Annotated in this window: 20 protein-coding genes; 16 read left to right on the forward strand and 4 right to left on the reverse strand. The window is 61.3% G+C overall.

The features are described 5' to 3' along the window. Positions 1 to 164: 164 nt before the first annotated feature. From AC070A_RS27925 to AC070A_RS27965, 9 genes are all read left to right on the forward strand, one after another. Positions 165 to 1,910 carry a GAF domain-containing protein gene (locus AC070A_RS27925; RefSeq protein WP_492384091.1) on the forward strand — a complete coding sequence of 582 codons (1,746 nt, stop codon included), beginning with the start codon at positions 165 to 167 and terminating at the stop codon, positions 1,908 to 1,910. 10 nt (positions 1,911 to 1,920) lie between these two features. Beyond that, a complete protein-coding gene (locus AC070A_RS27930) occupies positions 1,921 to 4,068 on the forward strand; it encodes a peptidase M50 (protein ID WP_492384090.1) in 2,148 nt (715 codons plus the stop codon). Positions 4,069 to 4,179: 111 nt separating this feature from the next. Beyond that, complete coding sequence (locus AC070A_RS27935; protein ID WP_492384089.1) at positions 4,180 to 5,001, forward strand: SapC family protein; 822 nt, start codon at positions 4,180 to 4,182, stop codon at positions 4,999 to 5,001. Between the two features lie 20 nt (positions 5,002 to 5,021). Beyond that, positions 5,022 to 6,998, forward strand: coding sequence for a preprotein translocase subunit SecA (locus AC070A_RS27940; RefSeq protein WP_492384088.1), 1,977 nt, complete (start codon positions 5,022 to 5,024; stop codon positions 6,996 to 6,998). 34 nt (positions 6,999 to 7,032) lie between these two features. Next, on the forward strand, positions 7,033 to 7,878 hold the full coding sequence (locus AC070A_RS27945) for an efflux RND transporter periplasmic adaptor subunit (RefSeq protein ID WP_492384087.1): 846 nt from the start codon (positions 7,033 to 7,035) through the stop codon (positions 7,876 to 7,878). Between the two features lie 190 nt (positions 7,879 to 8,068). Next, entirely contained in the window at positions 8,069 to 8,836 is a 768-nt protein-coding gene (gene cmoA / locus AC070A_RS27950) for a carboxy-S-adenosyl-L-methionine synthase CmoA (RefSeq protein WP_492384086.1), read from the forward strand. 12 nt (positions 8,837 to 8,848) lie between these two features. Beyond that, on the forward strand, positions 8,849 to 9,583 hold the full coding sequence (locus AC070A_RS27955; RefSeq protein WP_492384085.1) for a methyltransferase family protein: 735 nt from the start codon (positions 8,849 to 8,851) through the stop codon (positions 9,581 to 9,583). A gap of 146 nt (positions 9,584 to 9,729) precedes the next feature. Beyond that, positions 9,730 to 10,383, forward strand: a complete 654-nt coding sequence (locus tag AC070A_RS27960; protein WP_113479684.1) for a response regulator — start codon at positions 9,730 to 9,732, stop codon at positions 10,381 to 10,383. Between the two features lie 4 nt (positions 10,384 to 10,387). Then, positions 10,388 to 11,704, forward strand: coding sequence for a sensor histidine kinase (locus AC070A_RS27965; RefSeq protein WP_492384084.1), 1,317 nt, complete (start codon positions 10,388 to 10,390; stop codon positions 11,702 to 11,704). A gap of 37 nt (positions 11,705 to 11,741) precedes the next feature. Here the strand turns inward: AC070A_RS27965 and AC070A_RS27970 are convergent, their stop codons facing one another. Continuing rightward, positions 11,742 to 13,067 carry an MFS transporter gene (locus AC070A_RS27970; RefSeq protein WP_218374132.1) on the reverse strand — a complete coding sequence of 442 codons (1,326 nt, stop codon included), beginning with the start codon at positions 13,065 to 13,067 and terminating at the stop codon, positions 11,742 to 11,744. A gap of 327 nt (positions 13,068 to 13,394) precedes the next feature. Here AC070A_RS27970 and cyoA point away from each other — a divergent pair, with 327 nt between their 5' ends. The 5 genes from cyoA to AC070A_RS27995 all read left to right on the forward strand — a co-directional run bounded on the left by cyoA (position 13,395) and on the right by AC070A_RS27995 (position 18,359). Further along, positions 13,395 to 14,474 (forward strand): ubiquinol oxidase subunit II, encoded by a 1,080-nt coding sequence (gene cyoA, locus AC070A_RS27975; protein WP_492384083.1) that lies wholly within the window; start codon positions 13,395 to 13,397, stop codon positions 14,472 to 14,474. 80 nt (positions 14,475 to 14,554) lie between these two features. Beyond that, on the forward strand, positions 14,555 to 16,558 hold the full coding sequence (cyoB, locus tag AC070A_RS27980) for a cytochrome o ubiquinol oxidase subunit I (RefSeq protein ID WP_113479680.1): 2,004 nt from the start codon (positions 14,555 to 14,557) through the stop codon (positions 16,556 to 16,558). A gap of 4 nt (positions 16,559 to 16,562) precedes the next feature. After that, entirely contained in the window at positions 16,563 to 17,183 is a 621-nt protein-coding gene (gene cyoC, locus AC070A_RS27985) for a cytochrome o ubiquinol oxidase subunit III (RefSeq protein ID WP_058326970.1), read from the forward strand. Then, positions 17,180 to 17,581, forward strand: a complete 402-nt coding sequence (gene cyoD, locus AC070A_RS27990; RefSeq protein ID WP_113479681.1) for a cytochrome o ubiquinol oxidase subunit IV — start codon at positions 17,180 to 17,182, stop codon at positions 17,579 to 17,581. The genes cyoC and cyoD overlap by 4 nt, the downstream gene beginning before the upstream one ends. Before the next feature lie 28 nt (positions 17,582 to 17,609). Next, positions 17,610 to 18,359 (forward strand): SURF1 family protein, encoded by a 750-nt coding sequence (locus AC070A_RS27995; RefSeq protein WP_492384082.1) that lies wholly within the window; start codon positions 17,610 to 17,612, stop codon positions 18,357 to 18,359. Positions 18,360 to 18,841: 482 nt separating this feature from the next. Here AC070A_RS27995 and AC070A_RS28000 read toward each other — a convergent pair whose 3' ends face one another. From AC070A_RS28000 to AC070A_RS28010, 3 genes are all read right to left on the reverse strand, one after another. Then, positions 18,842 to 19,324, reverse strand: coding sequence for a heme-binding protein (locus AC070A_RS28000; protein ID WP_110879240.1), 483 nt, complete (start codon positions 19,322 to 19,324; stop codon positions 18,842 to 18,844). Positions 19,325 to 19,411: 87 nt separating this feature from the next. After that, a complete protein-coding gene (locus AC070A_RS28005; protein ID WP_110879159.1) occupies positions 19,412 to 20,020 on the reverse strand; it encodes a response regulator transcription factor in 609 nt (202 codons plus the stop codon). After that, positions 20,017 to 21,474, reverse strand: a complete 1,458-nt coding sequence (locus AC070A_RS28010; RefSeq protein ID WP_492384081.1) for a sensor histidine kinase — start codon at positions 21,472 to 21,474, stop codon at positions 20,017 to 20,019. Before AC070A_RS28010 ends, AC070A_RS28005 begins: the two co-directional genes overlap by 4 nt. Positions 21,475 to 22,003: 529 nt before the next feature. Between AC070A_RS28010 and AC070A_RS28015 the strand changes: the two genes are divergently transcribed. Both AC070A_RS28015 and AC070A_RS28020 read left to right on the forward strand, forming a co-directional pair. Continuing rightward, the gene (locus AC070A_RS28015; RefSeq protein WP_218374127.1) at positions 22,004 to 22,162 is read left to right on the forward strand and encodes a hypothetical protein; all 159 of its coding nucleotides are present in this window, start codon (positions 22,004 to 22,006) and stop codon (positions 22,160 to 22,162) included. A gap of 512 nt (positions 22,163 to 22,674) precedes the next feature. Continuing rightward, on the forward strand, positions 22,675 to 23,850 hold the full coding sequence (locus AC070A_RS28020) for an efflux RND transporter periplasmic adaptor subunit (RefSeq protein WP_218374126.1): 1,176 nt from the start codon (positions 22,675 to 22,677) through the stop codon (positions 23,848 to 23,850). Positions 23,851 to 23,877: the final 27 nt, after the last annotated feature.

Here is a 23,877-nt window from a genome sequence, read left to right on the forward strand (position 1 = left end):
CGTGCGAGTAAACTGTCTGGCCACCGCGTGCCGGCATGACTGATCACATTGCCAGGGAATATGCACCACCGCCCCCGGTCGAAGGCCCGGGGGCGGTGAAGTATGCTATTTTGGATCAAGCACTCTGGCAAAAATTCCGCAATGCGACCGAGCCAGACGAATTCATGGAGACGTGGCTGGCCATACTCTGCCGGCAGATTTCTGGCGTCGCCAGCGGCATGGTCATGCTCGGGGAACCGGACACCGGGCCCTACACGCCGATCGCCTTCTGGCCGGAAAGGGCCGCCGACGAGGGATTGACGGCCGCCGCCGAGAGGGCGCTGAGCCAACGCCAGGGCATCTCCACCGGAACGATCGGTAGCCGCATGGTGCAACTGATCGCTTCGCCGTTGATCGTCAACGAGCGCTTGTATGGCGCCTGCGCGCTTTCGCTTTCCGTCGAGCCTGCTGCCATCAACGCGGTGATGCGCAAGGTGCAATGGGCCTCCGGCTGGGTCGAGGTCCTGCTCAGGCGCCAGCTCCAAGTCGAAAACGAAGAAATCAGCGAACGCAACAGGCTGGCCTTTGACATGCTTGCCGCGGTGATCGAGGCAAAAGGTTTCACCGAAGCCGCCACCGCGCTCGTGACGGAACTCGCCATGCGGCTTGCCTGCGACCCCGTCAGCGTCGGTTTCGTCCGCGGACGGCGATGTCGTGTCGCGACGGTCTCGCATGCGGCAGGCTTCGGCAACAAGGTAAACATCATTCGCGACATCGGCGCGGCGATGGACGAGGCTGTCGATCAGCGCGCCATCGTTCTCTACCCGCCGCAGGAGCACTGGGAGTATCGTGTCCTTCGGGCGCACGAAGAGCTGGTCGAGACGCACAAGTGCGGAGGCGTGCTGACGATCCCCCTGCAATCTGGGCATCAGATCGTGGGCGCCCTGACGCTGCAGCGCCCACGCGGCAGTGCCTTCGACGAGACGACCGTCGACCTGTGCGATGCAGTGGCAGCGGTCGTCGGACCGGTACTTGAGGAAAAACGCCGCAACGACAGGAACGTCTTGGTGAAGCTTTGGGAGGCCGCCGGCAACCAGTTGCGGCGCCTGCTGGGCCCAGGCTATTTCGGCCGCAAGCTCGCGACGCTGATTGCCGTCATCCTGGCCGCCTATTTCAGCGTGGCCACGACCGAATACTCCGTCACGTCTTCGGCCGTCGTTCGCGGTACAATCCAGCGAACCGTCGTGGCGCCATTCAACGGCTATGTATCCAGCCAGTCGGCAAGGGCCGGCGAAGTGGTCAAACAGGGGCAGATCCTGGCGCAGCTCGACGACCAGGATCTGACACTGGAACGGCTTCGGCTGACGACCACCCGACAGCAGAAGACGACCGAATATGACCGGGCGCTGATGCAGCACGAACGGGCCGAGGCGCTCATCGTCAAGTCGCAGATCGATCAGGCCGACGCCCAGCTCGCTTTGATCGACGAACAGCTCAAGCGCACCCGGCTGCTCGCTCCCTTTGACGGCTATGTCGTCAACGGCGACCTCAGCCAGTCGATCGGCGCTGCGGTCGAGCGCGGGCAGGAGCTCTTTACGATCGCACCGCTCAAGTCCTATCGCGTCATCCTCGAAGTCGATGAAAGCGACATTGACGATGTCGAGATCGGCCGCCAGGGAGTCCTGCGAGTTTCCGCGCTTCCGCAGGAGCCGCTCACCTATCGGATCGAGCAGATCACCGCGATTTCCACCCAGAAGGAGGGACACAATTTCTTCAAGGTCGAAGCAGCTCTGGATCATCTGAGCGATCGGCTTCGGCCTGGCATGGAGGGCATTGCCAAGACCTCCGTCGACGAACGGCTCCTGATCCGCGTTTACACCGACAAGATGGTGCAATGGGCCTATCTCGCCGCGTGGCGCTGGATGCCGTGAGGGCGCGGACATGGAACGGTCCTACTTCAGCTCATCCTGGTACCGCGTCGCGCAACTGAAGCTGAAGCTGCGCGGCCATGTACGCATCCATCGCACGGTCTTTCGTGATCAGCTCTGGTACGTGCTGCAGGACCGGACATCCGGGCGTTTCCATCGCTTCACGCCCGAGACCTATCTCATCATCAGCCTGATGGATGGCCACCGGACGATGCAGGCGATCTGGGACATCGCCTGCGACAAGCTCACCGACAAGGTCGTGACCCAGGATGAGGTCATCCAGCTTCTCGGGCAGTTGCACGCGGCGGACGTCCTGTTCGGCAATGTTCCGCCCGACATCAATGAAATCGCCGAGCGCGGCAAGAAGGCGCGCAATCGCAAGCTCTTGATGAGTTTCGGCAATCCGCTCGCCATTCGCTTCGGCCTTCTCGACCCGAACGAGTTTCTGAACGCCACCGCCATTGTCGGCCGGGTGCTGTTCTCATGGTTCGGCGCGCTCGTCTTCATCAGTCTTGTCGCCTATGCAGCCGTTCTTGCCGGCATGAATTGGAACGCGCTGACCGCCAATGTGACCGACCGCGTTCTGTCAACGTCGAATCTCTTCCTGATGCTGATCGCCTATCCGCTCATCAAAACCCTGCATGAGCTAGGACACGCCTACGCAGTCAAGCGATGGGGCGGCGATGTCCACGAGGTCGGTGCGATGATGCTGGTCTTCATGCCGGTCCCGTATGTCGATGCATCCGACAGCCTGGCTTTTGCCAGCAAGTGGCAGCGCGCCCTCGTCGGTGCCGCCGGCATTTTCGTGGAAATGACGCTCGCCGCGGTCGCCCTCATCGTATGGGTCAATGCGGAGGAGGGGCTCGTGCGGGCCTTCGCCTTCAACGTCATGCTGATCGGCGGCGTGTCAACCGTGCTCTTCAACGGCAACCCGCTTCTGCGCTTTGACGGTTACTACGTCCTGAGCGATCTTCTGGAGATACCCAACCTCGCGAGCCGGGCCAATAAATATCTCGCCTATCTCGTTCAGCGCTACGCCTTCAAGATCGGCTCGGTCAACTCGCCGGCGACGGCGCCTGGGGAGGAGTTCTGGTTCGTTCTCTACGGCGTCTCGGCGTTCTTCTACCGCCTTGTGGTCACTGGCGCGATCATCGCGCTCGTCAGTCAGAAGTTTTTCATCGTCGGTACCTTGCTCGCCATCTGGGCGCTCATTCTGATGTTTGCAGTGCCGCTGGCAAAGGCTTTCTGGTTCCTGCTGACGAGCCCGCTCCTGCGGCGAAGCCGGGGCCGCGCATTCGCGGTGGTCGGCTCCGTCCTCGCCGCAGTCGCGCTGGTGCTCTTCGTGCTGCCCATTCCGCACGCGACTGTCGTGCAGGGGATCGTATGGTTGCCAGGCGATGCGATCGTCCATGTTCAGACCGATGGTACGGTCGATGAAATCGCCGCCGCACCCGCCGCCGAGGTCAAGGCTGGCGATCCACTGATCCGGCAGGAGGATCCCCTGCTGGCGGCGCGCGTCGAACTGCTGCAACTGCGTGTCGCCGAGCTCCAACGGCGTCTTACCAAGCAGGATCTGTCGGATCTTGCCCATGCGAGCATGGTCAAGGAGGAACTGCGGCTTGCGCGTGCCGATCTCGACCTGGCACGGCAAAGGCAGGAGAATTTGATCGTCCGAGCACCATCGAGCGGCACGCTGATCCTGCCCGACGATCGCGACCTGCCGGGCAAGTTCGTGCAACGTGGCAAGGTGATCGCCTACGTTGCGCACTTCGACAAGCCAACCATTCGGGTCATCGTCCCGGAGGAGGACGCCGACCTTGTCCGCTCGCAAACACGGGACGTAAGTCTGCGCTTCGTTGAGGATTTTTCGAAGATCTACAGGGCGGTTGTTGTCCGCGAGGTTCCGGCGCTAACCGACACATTGCCCAATGCGGCGCTCAGCACCGCCGGCGGCGGCGCCATTGCGCTCGACCCCCGCGACACGTCACAGCGGCGGGTGCTTGCCAATCTTTTGCATCTCGACCTGATGCTGACCGAGAGCCCGACCGTGCCTCGAATAGGTGGACGTGTCTTTGTGAGGTTCTCTCACGGGTCTTCCCCCGTCGCCAGTAGAATTTATCGTTCAACGCGGCAGATATTCCTGCGTTTATTTAAAGTTTGACTGGACACGAAGTCTAATAAAGTGTTCGATCAAATTAGCCTGAGTAAAAATCTGGCGATTGTCTTTTAGAATACCTGAGTGGCACTTACAAGATACTAGAGGGAAACCACCATGACAGCGCAACTTCTTTTCTATCAAGACGTGCATCCTGTCTCGGCCGATCGCCATAAGGATGTGTCAATTAAAAGCGGAACTTCATACAAGTTCGCAAAAGAAGTGAACTCGGTTCCGGTGACGGCCATCGAATTTGCTCAGGCCGCCGCCGAATATCCGATCGTCTTTGCCGGCACGGACGACACGGTGACACCTGCGGTGGTTCTCGGCGCCCAGCAGACGCAAAACCTCTTCGTCGGCGACGACGGTGCCTGGCTCGGCAAATATGTGCCGGCGTTCGTGCGCCGCTATCCGTTCGTGTTCTCAACGGACCGCAGCGGCAAGACGTTCATCCTTCACATCGACGAAAGTTTCGACGGCTTCAATCGCGAAGGCCGCGGCGAGCGCCTGTTCGACAGCGAGGGACAGCAAACCCAATACCTGAAGAGCGTGCTTGGCTTCCTGCAGGACTATCAGGCAAGGCACCAGCGAACCCGCCAGTATTGTGAGCGGTTGAAATCACTGGGGCTGCTGCAGCCGATGCAGGCCCAGTTCAACCTCAACAGCGGCGAACGCCGGTCGCTTTCCGGGTTCATGACGGTCAACCGTGAAAAGCTGAAAGCGCTGGCAAGCGAAGACCTGCAGGCCATGTTCACCAATGACGAGCTGGAATGCACGTACCTGCATCTTCACTCGCTCAGGCATTTCGCGAGCATGCTGGAGCGCATGCCCGAAGCCATGGATGCTGCCGGTAAGGGAGACGCTCCGCCCGCCGTACCGAAACAGCCGAAGAACTACCGGAACGGCCAAGATGCGCCCGTCGAGGAAGCGAGCGCCTAAGGCGGATTGGGCAAGCGACCATGAATATTCTCGTCCCGAGCTGGTCGCCGCCTCCACTGGTCGTCTACCCCGAACGCCAGGACCGACCCGAGCACTGGCTTGACGGCATCGAGAAGATGGTGACCAGCGTTCCGCAGATGGTTGCCGGTCGTTTGCACCGGCGCCATCTGAGGGAACTTGTCCAGAAGATCAACGCGGCGGGAGCAGCCCTGGGCGACGAAACCGGGCAGGGGCTCGCTGCGCGCATCGGCGAAGTCCGTGCGGCCCTGCGGTGCCATGGCCTCACCGATGCCAATATTTGTCTCGGCTTTGCGATCGTGCGCGAAGTGTCTCAGCGCACCATCGGATTGCGCCACCTCGACGTGCAGATACTTGCCGGCCTTGCCATGCTGAAGGGGCGCGTGGCGGAGATGGACACGGGCGAGGGCAAGACCTTGACCGCCGGCCTGCCGGCGTCGATCGCGGCGCTTGCGGGGCTTTCAGTCCACGTCATCACCGTCAATGATTACTTGGCGGCGCGCGATCGGGATATACTTCGCCCCATCTACGATTTTCTTGGGCTGACGACTGGCCTCGTCAACAGTACTGTGCCAAGACCGGATCGGCCGGCCGCCTACGCGTGCGATATCGTCTATGCCAGCAACAAGGAAATCGCCTTCGATTATCTGCGCGACCGCATCACTTTCGGCGGCCAGCCACGCCCCGTTCACGCGAAGGTGAACCGCATGCTGGACGAGCGCCGGGGCCAATCGCCACCTTTTGTCATGCGTGGACTGCATTTCGCCATCGTCGACGAAGCCGACAGCGTACTGGTGGACGAGGCGAGAACGCCGCTCATCATTTCCCAGGAAACGGACGCGGACGGCGAGCGGCAATGGGTGGAGCAGACCTTCGCGCTGATCGACGGCTTCAAGGAGCCGACCCATTATCTGCTGCTGCTCGACGAGCGCAGGCTGGAATTGACCGAAGCCGGAAAGGCCAAGCTTGCAGAACGTGCCGAGGCGATCGGCGGCATCTGGCGCAATCGCATCCGGCGTGAGGAGGCTGCAAGCCAGGCGCTTGTCGCGCTGCTGCTCTTCAGGAAGGGCGAGCACTATCTCGTCAGCGACGGCAAGGTGCAGATCATCGACGAGTATACCGGCCGCGTGATGCCTGATCGCTCCTGGAGCGACGGGCTGCACCAACTGGTCGAAGGAAAGGAAGGCTGCGTGATCACCAGCCGCAAGCTGACAATGGCGAGGATGACCTATCAGCGGTTTTTCCGCCGATACCTCCACCTGGCGGGAATGACCGGAACCGCACGCGAAATTACCGAAGAACTCCGGCATGTCTACGGGCTGCAGGTCATGCGCATTCCCCCGAACGCGCCCTCGCGGCGCACGAAACTGCCGACGACGATTTGCCCCACGCTCGACGACAAATGGCTTACGATCGTGCGACGGGTCCAGGAACTGCAAGCCGCTGGCCGCCCGGTCCTGATTGCGACGCGCTCGGTCTCGGCCTCCGAGGCAGTGAGTGTCGTACTGCAGGGGCAAGGGATCGAGCATCGGGTGCTCAATGCGGAACAGAGTTCGCAGGAGGCCGAGATCATTGCGCAGGCCGGCGGCGTCGGTCGGGTGACGGTCGCCACCAACATGGCGGGACGCGGCGTCGACATCGCCGTGGTCCCGCAGGCCCTCGCGCTGGGTGGCCTTCACGTTTTGCTCAGCGAACGACATGACGCGGGGCGCATCGACAGGCAGATGGAGGGACGAACCGCCCGCAAGGGAGACCGGGGAAGCACGGAAGCGATCCTGTCTCTGGAAGACCCGCTGCTTGATCTCATTCCCTGGCAGCCGCTGCGTCTGCTCGGTCGATGCGGAAAGCGTGCCCGGCTATTGCTTTTCGATCTGGCCCAGCAGCGGGCGGAACGAACGCATGCCAAGGACCGAAAGAACCTTCTGGCCCAGGATCGACGCCTGGGCACATTGCTGGCCTTTTCAGGCTTGCCGGAGTGACAAGATGACAAGTGACGCAATGTCAGAAGACGGAATGGTAAAACCCCTGGCGGACAGGCGCGCGAAGGCGCGGCAGATGCTCGCCGTTCTCTTTCCGCTTTGCTCCATCGCGCCGGCTTCGGCACAAGCTTTCGATTGCGTCATCGACCCTTCTGTCGTCGTACGCATCGGCAGTCCGGTTCCCGGCCTTTTGAAAGAGGTTCTGATCGCTCGCGGTGACCAGGTGAACGAAAACCAGATTATCGCCAGGCTACATTCCGATGCGGAGCAGGCGACCGTGGAGCTGATGTCCGAGCAGGCCGCGAGTACCTCCGAGATCGAGGCGCAGAAGGCGCGGCTCGATCTTGCTCGCAACCGCATGAAACGGGCGGAGGCGCTGCTTGCGCGCAATGTCACCTCGACCGACAAGCTCGAAGAGGCCGTTGCCGAAATGGAGGTTATCCAGAAGGAGCTTGCGACCGCCGAAACCCGCAAGCGCAGCGCTGAGCTGGAACTGCAAAGGGCGCAGACGGTGGTTGAGCAAAGGACGATCCGCAGTCCGATCAGCGGCGTCGTGCTCGAGCGTTCACTCTTCAACGGAGAATACCTGGATCAGGACGGCAAGCTGGCGACAATTGCCAAGCTTGACCCGCTCTTTGTCGAGGCCTTCATCCCGGTCAGCGAGTTCGGCAAGTTACATGTGGGAATGGATGCGCAGGTAGTCCCGAATGCTCCGATCCAGGGCCGCTTTACCGGTAAGATCAAGGTGGTTGATCAGGTCTTCGACGCAGCGAGCGGCACATTCGGCTTGCGAATAGAGCTTCCCAATCCCAACAACCACATACCGGCCGGGCATCGCTGCTCCGTGACTTTTGACGACGGAGCCGACGATCTCGAATAGTCGGCATCCGGACGGCCGGCAAGTTCATAAAATCAGAGCGTTACATTGGCACTGTTGGAGTGTCGTGTGCGTTGGTGCCGCCATTCAGGTTCATGTCAGGTTTCGATGGCCCTCTAGCCCGCAAATTGGCCCCTGCCGCAACGAAGGCAAGGGTCCGCGTAGTGCTTTGGACGGACAAAGGAACCTGCGAATGGCTAGCAAGGTACCGCACCTACAGGTGCACGAGAACAACAACAGGCGAGACGAGGTTTTCGCGAGACCAGATCAGCCGGTCGGCGACTTCGCGTTCAACGCGACGGTGGCCGCTGTCTTCGACGACATGGTCAGCCGCTCGGTTCCCTATTACGGCGAGATCCAGCGCATGGTCTGCGAACTAGCCGGAGACTTCGCTGAACGGGGTAGCTGTCTCTACGATATTGGCTGTTCGACGGCGACGACATTGCTCGGCCTCGACGCCATGGTTGATCCCTCCGTCCGCTTCGTTGGCATCGACAACGCTCGCGACATGATCGAGAAGGCGAGGGAGAAGATCGTCGAAGCCAACACCAACCGGTCGATAGACCTGAGGGTCGGCGACCTTCACCAGGGCATCGACATTCACGACGCAAGTGTCGTGATGATGCTGCTGACGTTGCAGTTCGTCCGTCCGCTCTATCGCGAGCGGATCATGCGCACGATCTATGACGGGCTCAATGAACGCGGCGCTCTGCTGCTTGTCGAAAAGCTCACCAGCGAAGATTCGACGTTCAATCGTCTCTTCATCGAGCACTATTACGATTTCAAGCGCCGCAACGGCTACTCCGATATCGAGATCGCCAAGAAGCGCGAAGCACTCGAAAACGTGCTCATTCCCTACCGTCTGGAGGAAAACCTCGAGCTCCTGAAGGAAGCCGGCTTCCGCAGCGTCGAGGTCTTTTTCCGCTGGTACAATTTCTGCGGCATCATCGCGATCAAGTAGGAACGTTGGGCCATGATCGCGATCGGCAATTTTCTCTTCCGTTTCCGGAACCAACTGTTTCCGGCCATCATCATTGTTCTGTTCCTGCTGGCGCCGCCTCCGGCCCTGGTGCTCGATAGCCCGGCGCTAACGCTCGCCAAGGACTTCGCGGCCGTACTGGTCATCCTGGCTGGCCTCACCTTGCGTGCGACCGTGGTCGGGTACAAATACATTCAGCGCGGCGGCCTGAAGAAAAAGGTCTACGCCAAGGATCTCGTTACGGAAGGCATGTTCGGCGTCTGTCGCAACCCGCTCTACGTTGGAAACATGCTGCTCTATTCAGGCGTCTTTCTGCTGCACGGCAACCCGCTTCTCGTCGTCTTCGGCATCGGGCTCTTTGCCTTCATGTACCAGTGCATTGTTTATGCCGAAGAAGCCTTCCTCGACAGAACATTCGGCGAAGCCTACCAGGCCTATTGCCGCGACGTGCCGCGATGGGCATTGCGAATGAGGAACTTTGCGCAGTCTACCGAAGGAATGTCGTTCAACGTCAAGCGCGTGATCGGCAAGGACTACTCGACCGTCTCGGCCGCGATGATCGCAATCCTCGCGACCGAAATGTACAAGTTCGCGAGCACCGCCCCCGTGGAACACAATGCCGGTATACTCGCGGCGCTCGGTGTTCTGATGGCGCTCGTCGGCATCGCTACGGCGATCGTCAGTTACATGAAGAGGCGCGGCGCGTTTCGTGAACGCGCCGCATCCTAGCAGCCCGCTGGCGCCCATTGCTCCACGATCGCGACCATCCATGCGTCGGCGGTGCCGCTGCCGCAAAGTGATGCGCAATGCTTCAGGGGCTTGACGCCCATCCCCCATCGAACATAGGCAAGGACGAACAAGTGTCCGGTGATATCTTGAGAGTCCTACTAGTCGAAGACGATCAGGTTCTGGGGGAGGCGCTGCGCGACCATGTCGCGGCGGCCGGCCACGCCGTCGACTGGTTTACGCGCACTGCCGATGCCACGGCCGCGACGGAGACGGTTCTCTATGGTCTGATACTGCTCGACCTTCGATTGCCTGACGGTTCGGGGTCGTCGCTCCTGCGCTCGCTGCGGATGCGGGGCGACGGCACGCCCGTCATCATCCTGACGGCACACGACCAGATCTCCGATCGCATCGAAGGATTGAACAGCGGAGCCGACGACTATCTGGTCAAGCCGTTCGATCTCGGTGAGCTGAGTGCCCGCATGCTGGCCGTTTCCAGGCGATATGTCGGCAAGGCGACGCCAACGGTCCGCCTTCCCGGCATCGAGATCGATCAGGTCCATCGCAAGGTGCTGGTCGAAGGTGAAAGCCAGAGCCTCAGCGCAAGGGAATGGGCCGTGCTCGACAAGCTCGTCGCCCACCCCGGCGCGCTGGTGTCGAAAGAGCAACTCCACGACGCGCTCTACGCCTTTGGCGCTGAGATCGAAAGCAATACGGTCGAGGTCTATATCAGCCGCCTGCGCAAGAAGATCGGCTCCGACCGGATCGAGACCGTGCGGGGCCTCGGCTACAGCATCAGGTGACCCGATGTCGCGCGTCGCAAGCATGACCCGCAGGCTGACCATCGCGCTGACGAGCGTCGTCGCCATCTTCTGGTTCGTCGCGCTCGGCCTTGGCGTTTATGTCATGCAGGACGAATTCACTGAGATTTTCGACAGCGGTGTCCAGGAAACGGCCGAACGGCTGCTGCAAATCGTAGTCGACGACATCGCCCGCGACCGTGCCGATGGCACACCCGCCGTCGGCCTGGTCGCGCCAGCGCTGAATTCACAATATCTAGCCTATCAGGTCCGCGATCGCAGCGGCAGGGTCTTGTTTGAGGACGGCGCGCCGGAACCCTTGGCCGTTCCGCTTGAGGTCGGTTTCTCGGAAACGGCAACGCAACGGATCTACACCGCCGGAACAGCCGACGGCTCCCTCTTCGTGCAGGTGGCTGACGCATTCGAGCATCGCACCGAAGCCCTCTTCGAGGGCGGCACGGCGCTTCTCTTGCCGCTGCTGGCCCTGATTCCGACCAGCATCATCGCCATCATCCTTGTCGCGCGCCGCGCGCTTGCGCCGGTCGAACGGTTGCGCGAAGAAATCCTTACCAAGGACAGCGGCAACATGGCCCCGCTCGACGAAGCGGCCCTGCCGAAAGAACTGCGGGCAATTGCCCGTTCGGTGAACCTTCTGCTGACGAGACTCAAGGCCGCGCTCGACGCTGAGCGGGAGTTCACTTCCAACAGCGCCCATGAACTGAGGACCCCGATCGCCGGTGCACTCGCGCAGACACAGCGGCTTGCGAGCGAAGTGCCTCCCGCTTTTCGGCAACGAACCAGCCAGATCGAACGCGCGCTGCTTCACCTCGGTCGACTGGCGGAGAAGCTGTTGCAGATGTCGCGGGCGGAAGCCGGGATCGCCATCTCGGACGAAAACACGGACCTGTTGCCGGTGCTGGCTCTTGTGCTGGAGGACATGGAGCGGTCGGCGCTCGGCGCAAGCCGTCTCAAGGTTCATGTCGCCGAAGGCGCCGAACTCGTGCGTCCGATTCCCCCCGATGCCTTTGCGATCGTCCTGCGCAATCTCCTGGAAAATGCGCTCATCCATAGCCCTTCCGGCAGCCCGGTCAGGATCGACGTCGATACGCAAGGCGTGCGCGTCACCAACGACAGTGTCGTCATCGACGCGGATACCTTGAATGGCCTGACCAAGCGTTTCAATCGCGGGCCGACGGAAGCTTCCGGCTCCGGCCTCGGCCTTGCGATCGTGCAGCGACTGGTGGAACAAATGCACGGACGACTGCTGATCGCTTCGCCGGCCCCGGGGATGGACCGGGGCTTCCATGTTGAAGTTCGTCTCTGACGATTGTCAGGCTGGGCGTCGCGGCCCCGACATGCCCTTACTGCTGATCGAGCGCGCGGGTCAGGCTGAGCGCGGTGATCGTGCAGATCGCACCTGAAATCAGATATCCGCCGATGAAGATGATGCCGAAGCTGCTGGCAAGGCCGAGCGCGACGAGCGGCGCAAAGGCCGCGCCAACGAGCCAGGCGAGGTCGGATGTCAGCGCCGCACCGGTGTAGCGATAGTACTGGGTGAAGCGCGACGAAACGGCGCCGGAGGACTGGCCGAAAGAAAGGCCGAGGATGGCGAAGCCGATCAGGATATAGGCATCCTGGCCCTTGCCGCCGGCATCGAGCAGGAACGGCGCGGAGAAGCTGAAGATCGCGATCAGGATGGCGCCGATCATCAGCTGGTTTCGCCGACCGACCCGGTCGGCGATCACGCCCGACAGCACGATGCCGATGGCGCCGAGGGCGGCACCTGCAACCTGGACCCACAGGAATTCGGCTGCAGACTGACCGCCATTGAGCGTCACCCAGCTCAAGGGGAAAATGGTCACGAGGTGGAACATCGCGAAGCTCGCAAGCGGCACGAAGGCCCCGAGCACGACATCGATGCTGTGCTTGCTCAGCATCTCGAAGATCGGCCTGGCTTCAAGCTCCTTGGCCTCCATGGCTGCGCCGAACTCCTTGCTGGCAACAATGCGCAGACGCGCAAAGAGCGCCACAACGTTGATCGCGAAGGCGACAAAGAAAGGATAGCGCCAACCCCAGGCGAGGAAGTCCGCCTCCGAAAGGTTGCTGACGAAATAGCCGAAAAGAATGCTCGCCAGCGCAAAGCCGATCGGCGCGCCGAGCTGCGGGATCATCGCATACCAGCCGCGGTGATTCTGTGGCGCATTGAGGTTCAACAGCGTGGCGAGACCGTCCCAGGCGCCGCCAAGGGCAAAACCCTGTCCAAGGCGGAACAACGCCAAGAGGGCCACAGCCCAGTAGCCGATCGTATCGTAGCCGGGCAGGAAGGCGATCGATGCCGTTGAGCCGCCGAGGATGACGAGCGCGATGGTGAGTTTCGTGCCGCGTCCGTAGTTCCGGTCGATCCACATGAAGACGAAGGAACCGACGGGGCGCGCGAGGAAGGCGAGCGGGAACAGCGCGAAGGACATCAGCGTCGCGGTCACCGCATTGGACGCGAACGGAAAGATCAACTTCGGGAAGACAAGGATCGAACCGAGCCCGTAGACGAAGAAATCGAAGAATTCGGAGGTTCGCCCGATGACCACCCCAATGGCGATGCTACCCGGCGACAAAGGCTTGTCGTCTTCATGAATGCGACGTGCATCCCGCTCGAGACCAGACGATGTGGGGTGAGAGACCGAAACCATGAATTTCTCCGACGAACGAACGTCTTGTCGTTAGAGTGTTGACCAATTGGCGTCTGATATCAAGAATGCCGCGCACGTACATGCGCACATGCCTCATTTGAGTTCGTGCCTAACGTTCGCTGGAACAGCTGGCATCGGACCGACAATGAGACTTTGCGCCCGTACAAACGCGCATAGAGCGATAAGGCTGTCACTGCACTGCGGCAAAATGCTGCGCTGCGACGATGGACCTCACTTCCATGCGCGATCATGCCCGAGTAATGCCGACTAGACAAAACGCAAGTTGAGGCCGCAATGCCGAAGCCATTCAGTTTAGCCGGACGATCGATGATATCCGTCCTGTTGCTCTCGACACTCACGGGATGCAACATGGTTGTGATGTCGCCATCCGGCGATATTGCCGCGCAGCAGAGGGATCTGATCGTCATTTCGACGGTCCTGATGCTGCTGATTATCGTACCCGTCATTTTCCTGACGCTTTTCTTCGCCTGGCGCTATCGCCAGTCGAACACTGCCGCCAAATATGATCCGGAATGGCACCATTCCACCGGTCTTGAAGTCATCATCTGGTCGGCGCCGCTGGCGATCATCATCGCGCTCGGGGCGATCACCTGGGTAAGCACACACAAGCTCGATCCCTACCGGCCGCTCGACCGCATCGATGCGGCACGTCCGGTGACGGAAGAGGTGAAACCGATCACGGTCGAGGTCGTAGCCCTCGACTGGAAATGGCTGTTTTTCTATCCGGACTATGGCATCGCGACGGTCAACGAGATGGCTGCACCCGTGGACGTGCCGATCAACTTCAAGATCACAGCATCCTCCGTGATGAACTCCTTCTATGTTCCGGCGCTCGCCGGCATGATCTATGCCATGCCCGGCATGGAGACCAAGCTGCACGCCGTCATCAACAAGGCGGGCGAATACGAAGGGCTTTCATCCAACTATAGCGGTGACGGCTTCTCGCATATGCGCTTCAAGTTCCACGGTGTGGACCAGGCGGGCTTTGACCAGTGGGTCGCCCGGGCGAAGCAGAATGGCACGATGCTCAACCGCGATGCCTACCTGAAGCTCGAAAAGCCGAGCATCAAGGAGCCGGTGCGCTACTACGCCTCCGTTGACGACGGCCTCTATGAGGCGGTGCTCAACATGTGCGTGCGGGAAGGGCAAATGTGCATGAAGGACATGATGCACATCGACATGATGGGCGGCGCCGGCGTCGAAAGCCATGAGAACCGCGCCAAGCTCGAGCATGACAACCGTCATGCCGGCGGCGCGGCGGAAGCCTCCGCGCCTGCCGCGACCTTCCCCGAAACCGGCAATCCCGCCAAAAGCGAGGAACCGGCCGAGGGCGTCAAGGAGGAGCAGCCTGCGCCGATGAACCACGATATGCACAAGACGCAGTAGGATTTCGCGCGCCCGCCGGCTCCGATCCAGCGAGCGCCAAGGTCCCTTTGGGCCGCAATTCGAGACATATTGGAAGACCCATGTTTGGTGACACCAGCCTCACGCAATTCATCTTCGGGCGGCTTACCTGGGAAGCGATCCCCTATCATGAACCCATCCTCGTCGTGACCTTCGCGGTTGTGGCGGTGGTCGGTCTAGCGATCCTCGGCCTGATCACGAAATACAAGCTCTGGGGCTATCTCTGGCACGAGTGGTTCACGAGCGTCGATCACAAGAAGATCGGCATCATGTATATCATCCTGGCGATCATCATGCTTTTGCGCGGCTTTGCCGATGCGCTGATGATGCGCCTGCAGCAGGCGATCGCCTTCAACGGCAATGAGGGCTACCTCAACCCGCATCACTACGACCAGATCTTCACCGCCCATGGCGTGATCATGATCTTCTTCGTGGCTATGCCCTTCGTCACCGGCTTCATGAACTATGTCGTGCCGCTGCAGATCGGCGCACGCGACGTCTCCTTCCCCTTCCTCAACAACTTCTCGTTCTGGATGACCACCGGCGGCGCCGTCATCATCATGATGTCGCTGTTCGTCGGCGAGTTCGCGCGCACCGGCTGGCTTGCCTATCCGCCGCTCTCGGGCGCCGACTACAGTCCCGGCGTCGGGGTCGACTATTACATCTGGGGGCTACAGGTGGCGGGCGTCGGCACGACGTTATCGGGCATCAACCTGATTGCGACCATCGTGAAGATGCGCGCCCCGGGCATGACCTTCATGAAGATGCCGGTCTTCACCTGGACCTCGCTCTGCACCAACATCCTGATCGTCGCGACCTTCCCGATCCTGACGGCGACGCTGGCACTCCTGTCGCTCGACCGCTACCTCGGCATGAACTTCTTCACCAATGACCTTGGTGGCAATCCGATGATGTACATCAACCTCATCTGGATCTGGGGCCACCCGGAGGTCTACATCCTCGTCCTGCCGGCCTTCGGCATCTTCTCCGAGGTTGTTGCGACCTTCTGCGGCAAGCGTCTCTTCGGCTACACCTCGATGGTCTACGCCACCTGCGTGATCATGATCCTGTCGTACCTGGTGTGGCTGCACCACTTCTTCACGATGGGGTCTGGCGCGTCGGTCAACGCCTTCTTCGGCATCACCACGATGATCATCTCGATCCCGACGGGTGCCAAGATGTTCAATTGGCTCTTCACCATGTATCGCGGCCGCATCCGCTACGAACTGCCGATGCTGTGGACCATCGGTTTCATGGTCACTTTCGTCATTGGCGGCATGACCGGCGTCATGCTGGCGATCCCGCCAGCCGACTTCGTGCTGCACAACTCGCTGTTCCTCATCGCCCACTTCCACAACGTCATCATCGGCGGCGTGCTGTTCGGGCTGATGGCCGGGCTCGTCTACTGGTGGCCAAAGGCCTTCGGCTACAAGCTCGATCCGTTCTGGGGCAAGATGAGCTTCTGGTTCTGGCAGATCGGTTTCTTCTTCGCCTTCATGCCGCTCTATGTGCTTGGCCTGATGGGGGTGACCCGCCGTGTCAGCCAGTTCGAAGATCCGTCGCTGCAGATCTGGTTCATCATCGCCGCTTTCGGCGCCGTCCTGATCGCAATCGGCATCGCTTCCTTCATCATGCAGCTGATCGTCAGCTTTCTGCGCCGCGAGCAACTGCGCGAGACGTCCGGTGACGCCTGGGATGCCAGAACGCTTGAATGGTCGACCTCGTCGCCGCCGCCGGACTACAACTTCGCCTTCACCCCGGTCGTGCATGACCACGACAGCTGGTACGATATGAAGAACCGCGGCTATGAGCGTCCGCTCACCGGTTTCAAACCGATCCATATGCCGAAGAACACCGGCACGGGCGTCATTCTCGCCGGTATTAGCGTCGTGCTTGGTTTGGCGCTGATCTGGTACATCTGGTGGCTGGTGGCCGTGTCCTTCATTACCCTGCTTGCGGTCGCAATCGGCCATACCTTCAACTATCAGCGAGATTTCTTCATCCCCGCAGAGACTGTAGCGGCGACTGAAGATGCACGCTCCAAGCTGCTCGCGGAACGGACCTGAGACGATGAGCGAAACCCAAGTCCAAGAAAACGAGAAGCCCCAGTTCTACATCACGGAAGAACATCACCCGGAACACAGCACCATGCTGGGCTTCTGGCTCTACCTGATGAGCGACTGCCTGATCTTCGCCGTACTGTTTGCCACGCACGGCGTCGTCGGCCGCAACTACGCGGCGGGACCGTCACCGGCCGACCTGTTCGACCTTAGCCTCGTTGCCTTCAACACGGCGATGCTGCTTCTGTCGTCGATCACCTATGGCTTTGCCATGCTCCAGATGGAGCGCAACGCCAAGATGGAGACGCTCTTCTGGCTCGGCGTCACCGGCGTGTTCGGCGCAACCTTCCTGGCTGTGGAGCTCTATGAGTTCTATCACCTGCTTCACGAGGGCGCCGGCCCGACACGTTCGGCCTTCCTGTCGTCGTTCTTCACGCTGGTCGGCACGCACGGCCTGCACGTCACCTTCGGAATCATCTGGCTGATCACCCTGATGGTGCAGGTCAGCAAACACGGGCTGATCCCAGACAACCGTCGCCGTTTGATGTGCCTGTCGATGTTCTGGCACTTCCTCGACGTGATCTGGATCGGCGTCTTCTCCTTCGTCTATCTCCTGGGAGCTCTCGGATGAGCGCACAATCCGACCACGAAAGCGCGTTCGAACCTCACCACGCGCACAGCCATCACGGCGATGCCGCCGGTCACGGTTCGTTCAAGAGCTACATGACGGGCTTCATCCTGTCGGTGATCCTGACGGCTATCCCGTTCTGGCTGGTCATGAGCGGCGTGCTGGACAGCAAGCTTTTGACCGCCGTCATCGTCATGGGCATCGGCGTCGTCCAGATCGTCGTGCACGTCATCTACTTCCTGCACATGAACGCCCGTTCCGAAGGGGGCTGGACGCTGATGGCGCTGATCTTCACGATCGTCATCGTCGGCATCGCGCTCGCAGGTTCGCTCTGGGTCATGCATCATCTCAACACCAACATGATGCCGATGACCCACGAGATGATGAAGAACATGCCCTGAGCGCGGGACGGGGCAGGCGGATACGACGATGATCACCGACGACAAGGCGACGGGGAGGGTCCGCCTATCCTCTCTCGCTCGCCTGATGATGACGGGTGCCTTGCTCATCCTCGTTGCGGTGTTCCTGGCGCTCGGCACCTGGCAGGTGCAACGGCTCTATTGGAAGCTCGATCTCATCGCCCGGGTAGAGGCGCGTGTCGGGGCGCCCGCGGTGTCGGCGCCGGCACAATCCGATTGGGGTGCCGTCAGCCGGGAAAAGGACGAATACCGCCGCGTCAGCGCGACCGGTACCTTCAGGCACGACCAAACCGCGCTGGTACAGGCGGTGACGGAGCTTGGCGCCGGATTTTGGGTCTTGACGCCGATGCGGCTTGAGGATGGCTCAACCGTGCTGATCAATCGCGGCTTCGTGCCGGCCGATCGCCGCGATGTTGCCGGACGCGGTGAGGGCGAGCTCGACGGAACCGCTACGGTAACCGGGCTTCTCCGCATCACCGAACTCGGCGGCGCCTTCCTGCGGTCCAATGACCCGGCAAGCGATCGGTGGTTTTCGCGAGACGTCGCCGCGATCGCCGCAGCGAAGGGCCTGCACAACGTCGCGCCTTACTTTATTGATGCGGATTCAACACCCAATCCCGGTGGACTGCCGATCGGCGGCCTCACGATCGTCCGCTTTCGCAACAGCCACCTGGTCTATGCGCTGACGTGGTTCGCACTCGCGACGATGAGCGCCGCAGGTGCGTATCTCGTCTACCGCCAGCGGATCAAAGCAGACTGAGAACGCCGGGTATGCTCGGTTCCGGCTGGGACGGCTGATGCCGCTCAACTACGACAGTACTCCGCTCGCCCGAGTTCAACGAAACAGGGCGCTCGACCCGTGTTCCGGGGAGCGCCCTGTTCGGACCCGGAGTGCCGTCATTGCATGCTGATAGCATCGCTGATGACAAGCTCTCGAAACGGGTGATGTCCCTTAAATGGAGTGGGCGGCTGCAATTTCAAGGGACCAGTGCGGGGCCGGTTTCGAGTAGGCTTCAGATGATCGCCGGCGCAGCGGAGCATTTGGGACCGAGGGTCCGCAAAGACCTTGCCCGAGGCGTGAGATCCGGCACGATATCCGTCGGCAACATGAAGCCCACGCAGGACTGACGGTGCATGCAGGCGCTTCGGCCCTGCGAAAGTTTCCGTTGGATCGGTTCCGATGCGCAGAGCCTCCAATCGAAAGTGGCCCTCTTGGGAGGGCCACTTCTGATGTCCAGCGGATTACTTGGCGCCGATTGCCTGAAGGCCGGTAGTGGCGCAGTTCGCGTCGATATCGCCCGACGGCGCACCGCCTACGCCGATGCCGCCAACCAGGACCTTGCCGAACTTGATCGGCACGCCGCCAGCCTGGATCACCATCCGGGCGTCCATGTCGCGAAGACCTTCATTCGCCGGCTTGGAGGCGATGAAGTCGCCGAGGCCAGCCGTGTCACGACCCATGGCAGCGGACGTGAAGGCCTTGCCCTGCGCGCTGTTACCGGTGTGCGGACCGGAATTGTCGGCCTTCAGCAGCACCTTGGTTGCGCCATCGCGACCAACCACGGCAACGCTGACATTGTGGCCTTCCGCGGCGCAAGCCTTCACTGCGGCTTCGGCAGCCTTGACGGCCATGTCGAGCGGCAGGTAGGCCGCGGTCGGGAGTTCCTGCGCCGTGGCGGCGACGGGAGCGAGAAGCGCAGCTGCGAGCACGATATTGCGGATCATCATAGGTTCCTTTCCTGTTGATGTGGAAAGGCTATCCCGCCTCGGCTGTCGCCGGTATTCGTAGACCTGGCGCGAGCAACCGTAGTTCTACGGAGTTTTCGTTCCGTCGAGCCAGATGCGCGTCATCTCCGCCTGCGACGTGCTGCCGAGCTTGGCACCGATTGCGGCCCGATGGCTTTCGACGGTACGCGGCGAAAGGCCGAGACCTTCGGCGATCTGGCGGGTGGTGAAACCCGCAGCGATACGGTCAAGAACTTCGCGCTCACGTTGCGTGAGCATCGCCAGCAAAGCGAGCGTCTCTGCCTTCTCGGCATGCACGCGCAATGTACGCTCCAGCAGCTCGTGGCCTTTGTGGATCGCATCGATCAAGTCCTGCTCGTCCACCGGCTTCGAGAGAAAATCGATCGCGCCATTGCGGAAGGCACGGCGGCAGGCTTCGATATCGCCGTGACCGGAGATAACGATTGTCGGCCAGTCTACCCCATGCTCTCTTAGTCTTTCCTGCAGCTTCAGCCCGGAGATGGCGGGCATGCGGATATCGAGCACCAGGCAGCCGGGCTCGAGGCGTGAAACCTGCGTCAGAAAGGCTTGCGGATCAGAAAAGCCCGTGACCTTGATGCCGACCGTCGAGAGCAACAGGCTGAGCGCGCGACGCACCGCATCGTCATCGTCAACGAGATAGACGGGGAGGGTCATCGCATCGGCTCCTCGGTTCGGCTCGCACGGGGCAGCGTCACCCTGAAGATGGCACCGTGGTCGCTCTCGACCAGCGCGATTTCGCCGCCGGCGCGTTCCACCAGCCGCTGGCTCAGCGCCAGTCCGAGCCCGGTGCCACCGGCGCGGGTCGTCACGAATGGCGTAAACAGCCGCGGGCGAAGTGTTTCCGGAACGCCGGGGCCGTTGTCGGCGACCTCGAAGACCACCGTGGTATCGTTCGCGCTCAAGGTAACGGTCACGCGTCCTGTATCGCCCGCCTGTTGAGCCAATGCCTCAAAGGCGTTGCGGACCAGATTGAATGCGACCTGTTCAATCTCGACCGGATCGGCAACGACCGAAACCGGTGTTTCTGGAACTTGAAAATCAAGCTGAATTCCGCGTGATATCGCGTCTGGTTCAAGTAACGCTTCAACATTTGCGAGCGCCTGACGCAGATCGAAGGCAGCAACCGGCACCGCATGGGGCTGCGACCAGTTGCGGAACCTTTCCAATATGGCGGATGCCCGGCGCGCTTGGTTCACTGTATCCTCCAGTACCGGAGCAAGCGCTGCGTCTTGCCCTTGGCTGAGCAGCCGGCGCCCGGCCTGCGCCTGCGCAAGGATTGCAGTCAGGGGCTGGGTCAGTTCATGCGCCATGCCGCTCGCCATTTCGCCAAGCGCGTTGACGCGCGAGGCGTGCGTGAGGCGCGATTCGAGCGCGCTGAGCGTTGCCTGCTGTTCTGCAGCGCGCGTGCGCGCACGCTGGCGCAATGCGGCCAATCCTGCGAGATAGGCGAGGCTGACCACCAGAAGCGTCAAGCCGGTCTGTACGGGCGGGAACATGTCCGCGAGCCCGATCTCCATGCCTGTTTCCAGCAGCAATGGCTGCGATACGCTACTCAGCGCCTTCGAAAAGCGGATTGCCTCGGGCAGGGCGGCCGGCTGGAGCAGAAGGTGTCCGTCCGGCAAAGATAACCGCACCGCGACCCCCGGGCGAGACCAGAATGGCCCGCCGTCTCCGATCAACTTTGCTGCGTCAATACCGAGCATCAAACCATAGCGCGCCTCGTCGGTGTTCGGGCTGCGCTTGACCATGATGTAGTGGTCGGGGCGTTGCGGATGGGGCAGGAGAGCGATGCGCCCGTCCGAAGCTCTGGCAGCTGCCCGGATGACCTCTGCGGCCTTGGCGTCGAGTGGATCGGTCCCGACCGTCTCCGCATTTGGATCCAGGGGGACGAGCTGAACCTCGTCGATCCGCGGATAAAAGCGCGCAATCGTGCGGGCGACCTCCAGGAACAGGTCGTGCCTACGCCCTTCGGAGGCGACGGCGACGGCTGACAGCGCGGTCAGGTGCGCATCGTGCTGATCGGCCCGCTGGGAGGCCAGGCTATGGAGAAGCGTGCTCTCTTGCTCAAGTTCGGCAACCAGCGCCTGGCGTTCCCAGACCGCCAGCATGCCTCCACCGACAAGCAGGAGCAGACACCAAAGGACGACCAGATAGAAGGGGCGTTCGAAGATCGAGCGATTGCTGTGCATCATCGGTTCGGCGGTCTTGTTGTTATGCGCTGCCTTCAGCAGAGAGCGATCGCAGGTTCGGCGCGATCGTGTTCGCCTCGATCATCTCGCCGGTGAAATGCGCGCTGTCAATCCATCGAGCTGCAAGCATTGCCCAGGCATCGATGCAACAGCAAGCTTCGCGCCGACTGCGAATCCACGCAGTGCGCCGTCTCGATCGACGCACCCGCGCGGGTGTCGCTGCCCCACACCGACCTCTACCCGTCCGCTACCAGAGCCGTCCGAGCCCAATCCGATCCCGGGCCGCAATGTCCCCGCAACACAGCGCCGCACCACGCTCTCCGCCTGTAGTGATCGAAGGAGACTGATAATGCGTGGCTTGGCTTGCGGTAGAATTCCCGGCCTGATTTCCATCCTTGGGGCGGCCGTACTGGCAGCGCCGCCGATCGTCCTGGCGGACGATTAGTTGATGGGCGCCAAGGACGATACGCTAGCCGACGCCATCCTGGCGCAGAAAGCGGCGGAACGCAGTTATCAAAGGGCTCTGCAATCGCTGCAGGACTGGAATGCAATTTGGACGAAGAAGTTTGGCTGGCAGGAAGGGCCGATCCAGGCGCGACGAGGATGATGCGCTCCTACCAACCCACGCAAGCTCGGGCGTGGTGCGCCACATCGCGCATGCTCTGCTCGATTGCTGCATTCCCCGCAATCAGTTGGCACTACAGTTCCTCCGCCAAAACAGTGAATGCATCAAGCACTTGGCCAGGTTTTCTAAAACCCGACCATCACTCTCGCCTGACGACCCGCCAGGAGAAGCGTCTCGTGCGGCTGGAGCTGCCGCCAAGCGCGACCGCGTGTAGATCTCTAAACATGAACAATTTTTAATTGTTTTTCAGCGTGTTGCGCCATTGAAGCGGCCAGATTCGCGCCCAATTTCGGAAGCGTTGGCACGACGCGCGCTCTTTCCCACGATGCGCCTCCGCCGCCCCAATTGGCCGAACAGATCAGCAGGGATCCGCTGCATGTGCGTTCACCCGCAAACGGACCACGCTGGCTGTGCGGATACCGTCTTCTGGCTCTAACGTCGCGGTCCCTCTTGAAGCGGACGTCCGGAGCATATCAAGGATCGCGGAGGCGCTGATGGCCAGTCGATCAAGTATCGCGATCCTCGCCGCGGGTTTCCTCTGTGTGGCCGCCGTCGGGGTCAGTGTGACCAGGACTGCCGTACTGAGCGAGGCAAAGCCCGAAAGTGGTGTTGCAGCCAACTCCAGACATGGAGGCAGCGTGCCCGTCGAAACGGCCACCGTCACGCTTCAGGACGTTCCCGTCATTGTCCATGCCTTGGGCAATGTCCAGGCGCCCGATACCGTGGAAGTGGGTGCCCGCGTCGCAAGCCAGATCACCGCCATCCACGTGAAGGACGGCCAGATGGTCAAGGCGGGGGATCTGCTTTTCACTCTGGATGACCGGGTGATGCAGGCGCAGCTCGCGCGTGACACGGCGATCCTTGCCAAGGACGCTGCGCAGCTCTCGGACGCGAAAATAGAGATGGAGCGCGCAAGAACCCTGCGCGACGACAAGACGGGTACGCAGCAGACCTATGACACCGCTCTCTCGCTGCAACAGTCGGCGCAAGCAACGCTTGATGCTGACCGAGCATCGGTCGACGCCGATCAGGTCGCGCTGAGCCTGACCCAGATCACCGCGCCTATCGGTGGTCGCCTCGGGGTCGTTCAGGTCGCTCTCGGTGATCTTGTCGGTCAGACGGGCGCTACCTCCAACAATCTGGTGACGATTACGGCGATAGACCCGATCGACGTTGCCTTCCATTTGCCGGAACAGCAATTGCAGACGTTCAAGGCGCTGCTCGATCAGGGCAAACCGCCGCGTGTGCGGGCCAAGCTGAGCGGTTCTGAAACGGCCATAGGCGAGGGCGTGCTCGATTTCATCGACTCCTCGGTCGACGCCGCCTCAGGCACGATCGCCATGCGGGCGACCTTCCCCAATGGCGCGCAAAAGCTATGGCCAGGTCAGTTCGTCGATGTCGATATCGAACAGGAGCAATTGCATCAGGTGCCGGTGATCCCGAGCGTTGCCGTGCAACCAGGCCAGAACGGCCCCTTCGTCTTCCATGTGAAGGATGACAACACGGTGGAAACACTGGCCGTGAAGCCTCTGTTCGATAACGGCAAAGTGACCGTGATCGCTTCGGGGCTCGCCCCGGGCGAAAGGGTCGTGGTCGAGGGACAAGCCCGCCTGAAACCGGGCGATGCCGTAAAGGCGGTGCCTCCTGGCGCACAACCGCTGACGGATTGAGTTCCTGCGATATACCGGGAGCGAACG

It is taken from the genome of Ensifer sp. GW101-20A05 (assembly GCF_059424735.1).

Bases quoted from the DNA above. Each gene is read 5' to 3' on its own strand.
- AC070A_RS27925 (WP_492384091.1), top strand. From the start codon at position 165: ATGGAGACGTGGCTGGCCATACTCTGCCGGCAGATTTCTGGCGTCGCC.
- AC070A_RS27930 (WP_492384090.1), top strand. From the start codon at position 1,921: ATGGAACGGTCCTACTTCAGCTCATCCTGGTACCGCGTCGCGCAACTG.
- AC070A_RS27935 (WP_492384089.1), top strand. From the start codon at position 4,180: ATGACAGCGCAACTTCTTTTCTATCAAGACGTGCATCCTGTCTCGGCC.
- AC070A_RS27940 (WP_492384088.1), top strand. From the start codon at position 5,022: ATGAATATTCTCGTCCCGAGCTGGTCGCCGCCTCCACTGGTCGTCTAC.
- AC070A_RS27945 (WP_492384087.1), top strand. From the start codon at position 7,033: ATGGTAAAACCCCTGGCGGACAGGCGCGCGAAGGCGCGGCAGATGCTC.
- cmoA (WP_492384086.1), top strand. From the start codon at position 8,069: ATGGCTAGCAAGGTACCGCACCTACAGGTGCACGAGAACAACAACAGG.
- AC070A_RS27955 (WP_492384085.1), top strand. From the start codon at position 8,849: ATGATCGCGATCGGCAATTTTCTCTTCCGTTTCCGGAACCAACTGTTT.
- AC070A_RS27965 (WP_492384084.1), top strand. From the start codon at position 10,388: ATGTCGCGCGTCGCAAGCATGACCCGCAGGCTGACCATCGCGCTGACG.
- AC070A_RS27970 (WP_218374132.1), bottom strand. From the start codon at position 13,067: ATGGTTTCGGTCTCTCACCCCACATCGTCTGGTCTCGAGCGGGATGCA.
- cyoA (WP_492384083.1), top strand. From the start codon at position 13,395: ATGATATCCGTCCTGTTGCTCTCGACACTCACGGGATGCAACATGGTT.
- cyoB (WP_113479680.1), top strand. From the start codon at position 14,555: ATGTTTGGTGACACCAGCCTCACGCAATTCATCTTCGGGCGGCTTACC.
- cyoC (WP_058326970.1), top strand. From the start codon at position 16,563: ATGAGCGAAACCCAAGTCCAAGAAAACGAGAAGCCCCAGTTCTACATC.
- cyoD (WP_113479681.1), top strand. From the start codon at position 17,180: ATGAGCGCACAATCCGACCACGAAAGCGCGTTCGAACCTCACCACGCG.
- AC070A_RS27995 (WP_492384082.1), top strand. From the start codon at position 17,610: ATGATCACCGACGACAAGGCGACGGGGAGGGTCCGCCTATCCTCTCTC.
- AC070A_RS28000 (WP_110879240.1), bottom strand. From the start codon at position 19,324: ATGATCCGCAATATCGTGCTCGCAGCTGCGCTTCTCGCTCCCGTCGCC.
- AC070A_RS28005 (WP_110879159.1), bottom strand. From the start codon at position 20,020: ATGACCCTCCCCGTCTATCTCGTTGACGATGACGATGCGGTGCGTCGC.
- AC070A_RS28010 (WP_492384081.1), bottom strand. From the start codon at position 21,474: ATGCTGGCGGTCTGGGAACGCCAGGCGCTGGTTGCCGAACTTGAGCAA.
- AC070A_RS28015 (WP_218374127.1), top strand. From the start codon at position 22,004: ATGGGCGCCAAGGACGATACGCTAGCCGACGCCATCCTGGCGCAGAAA.
- AC070A_RS28020 (WP_218374126.1), top strand. From the start codon at position 22,675: ATGGCCAGTCGATCAAGTATCGCGATCCTCGCCGCGGGTTTCCTCTGT.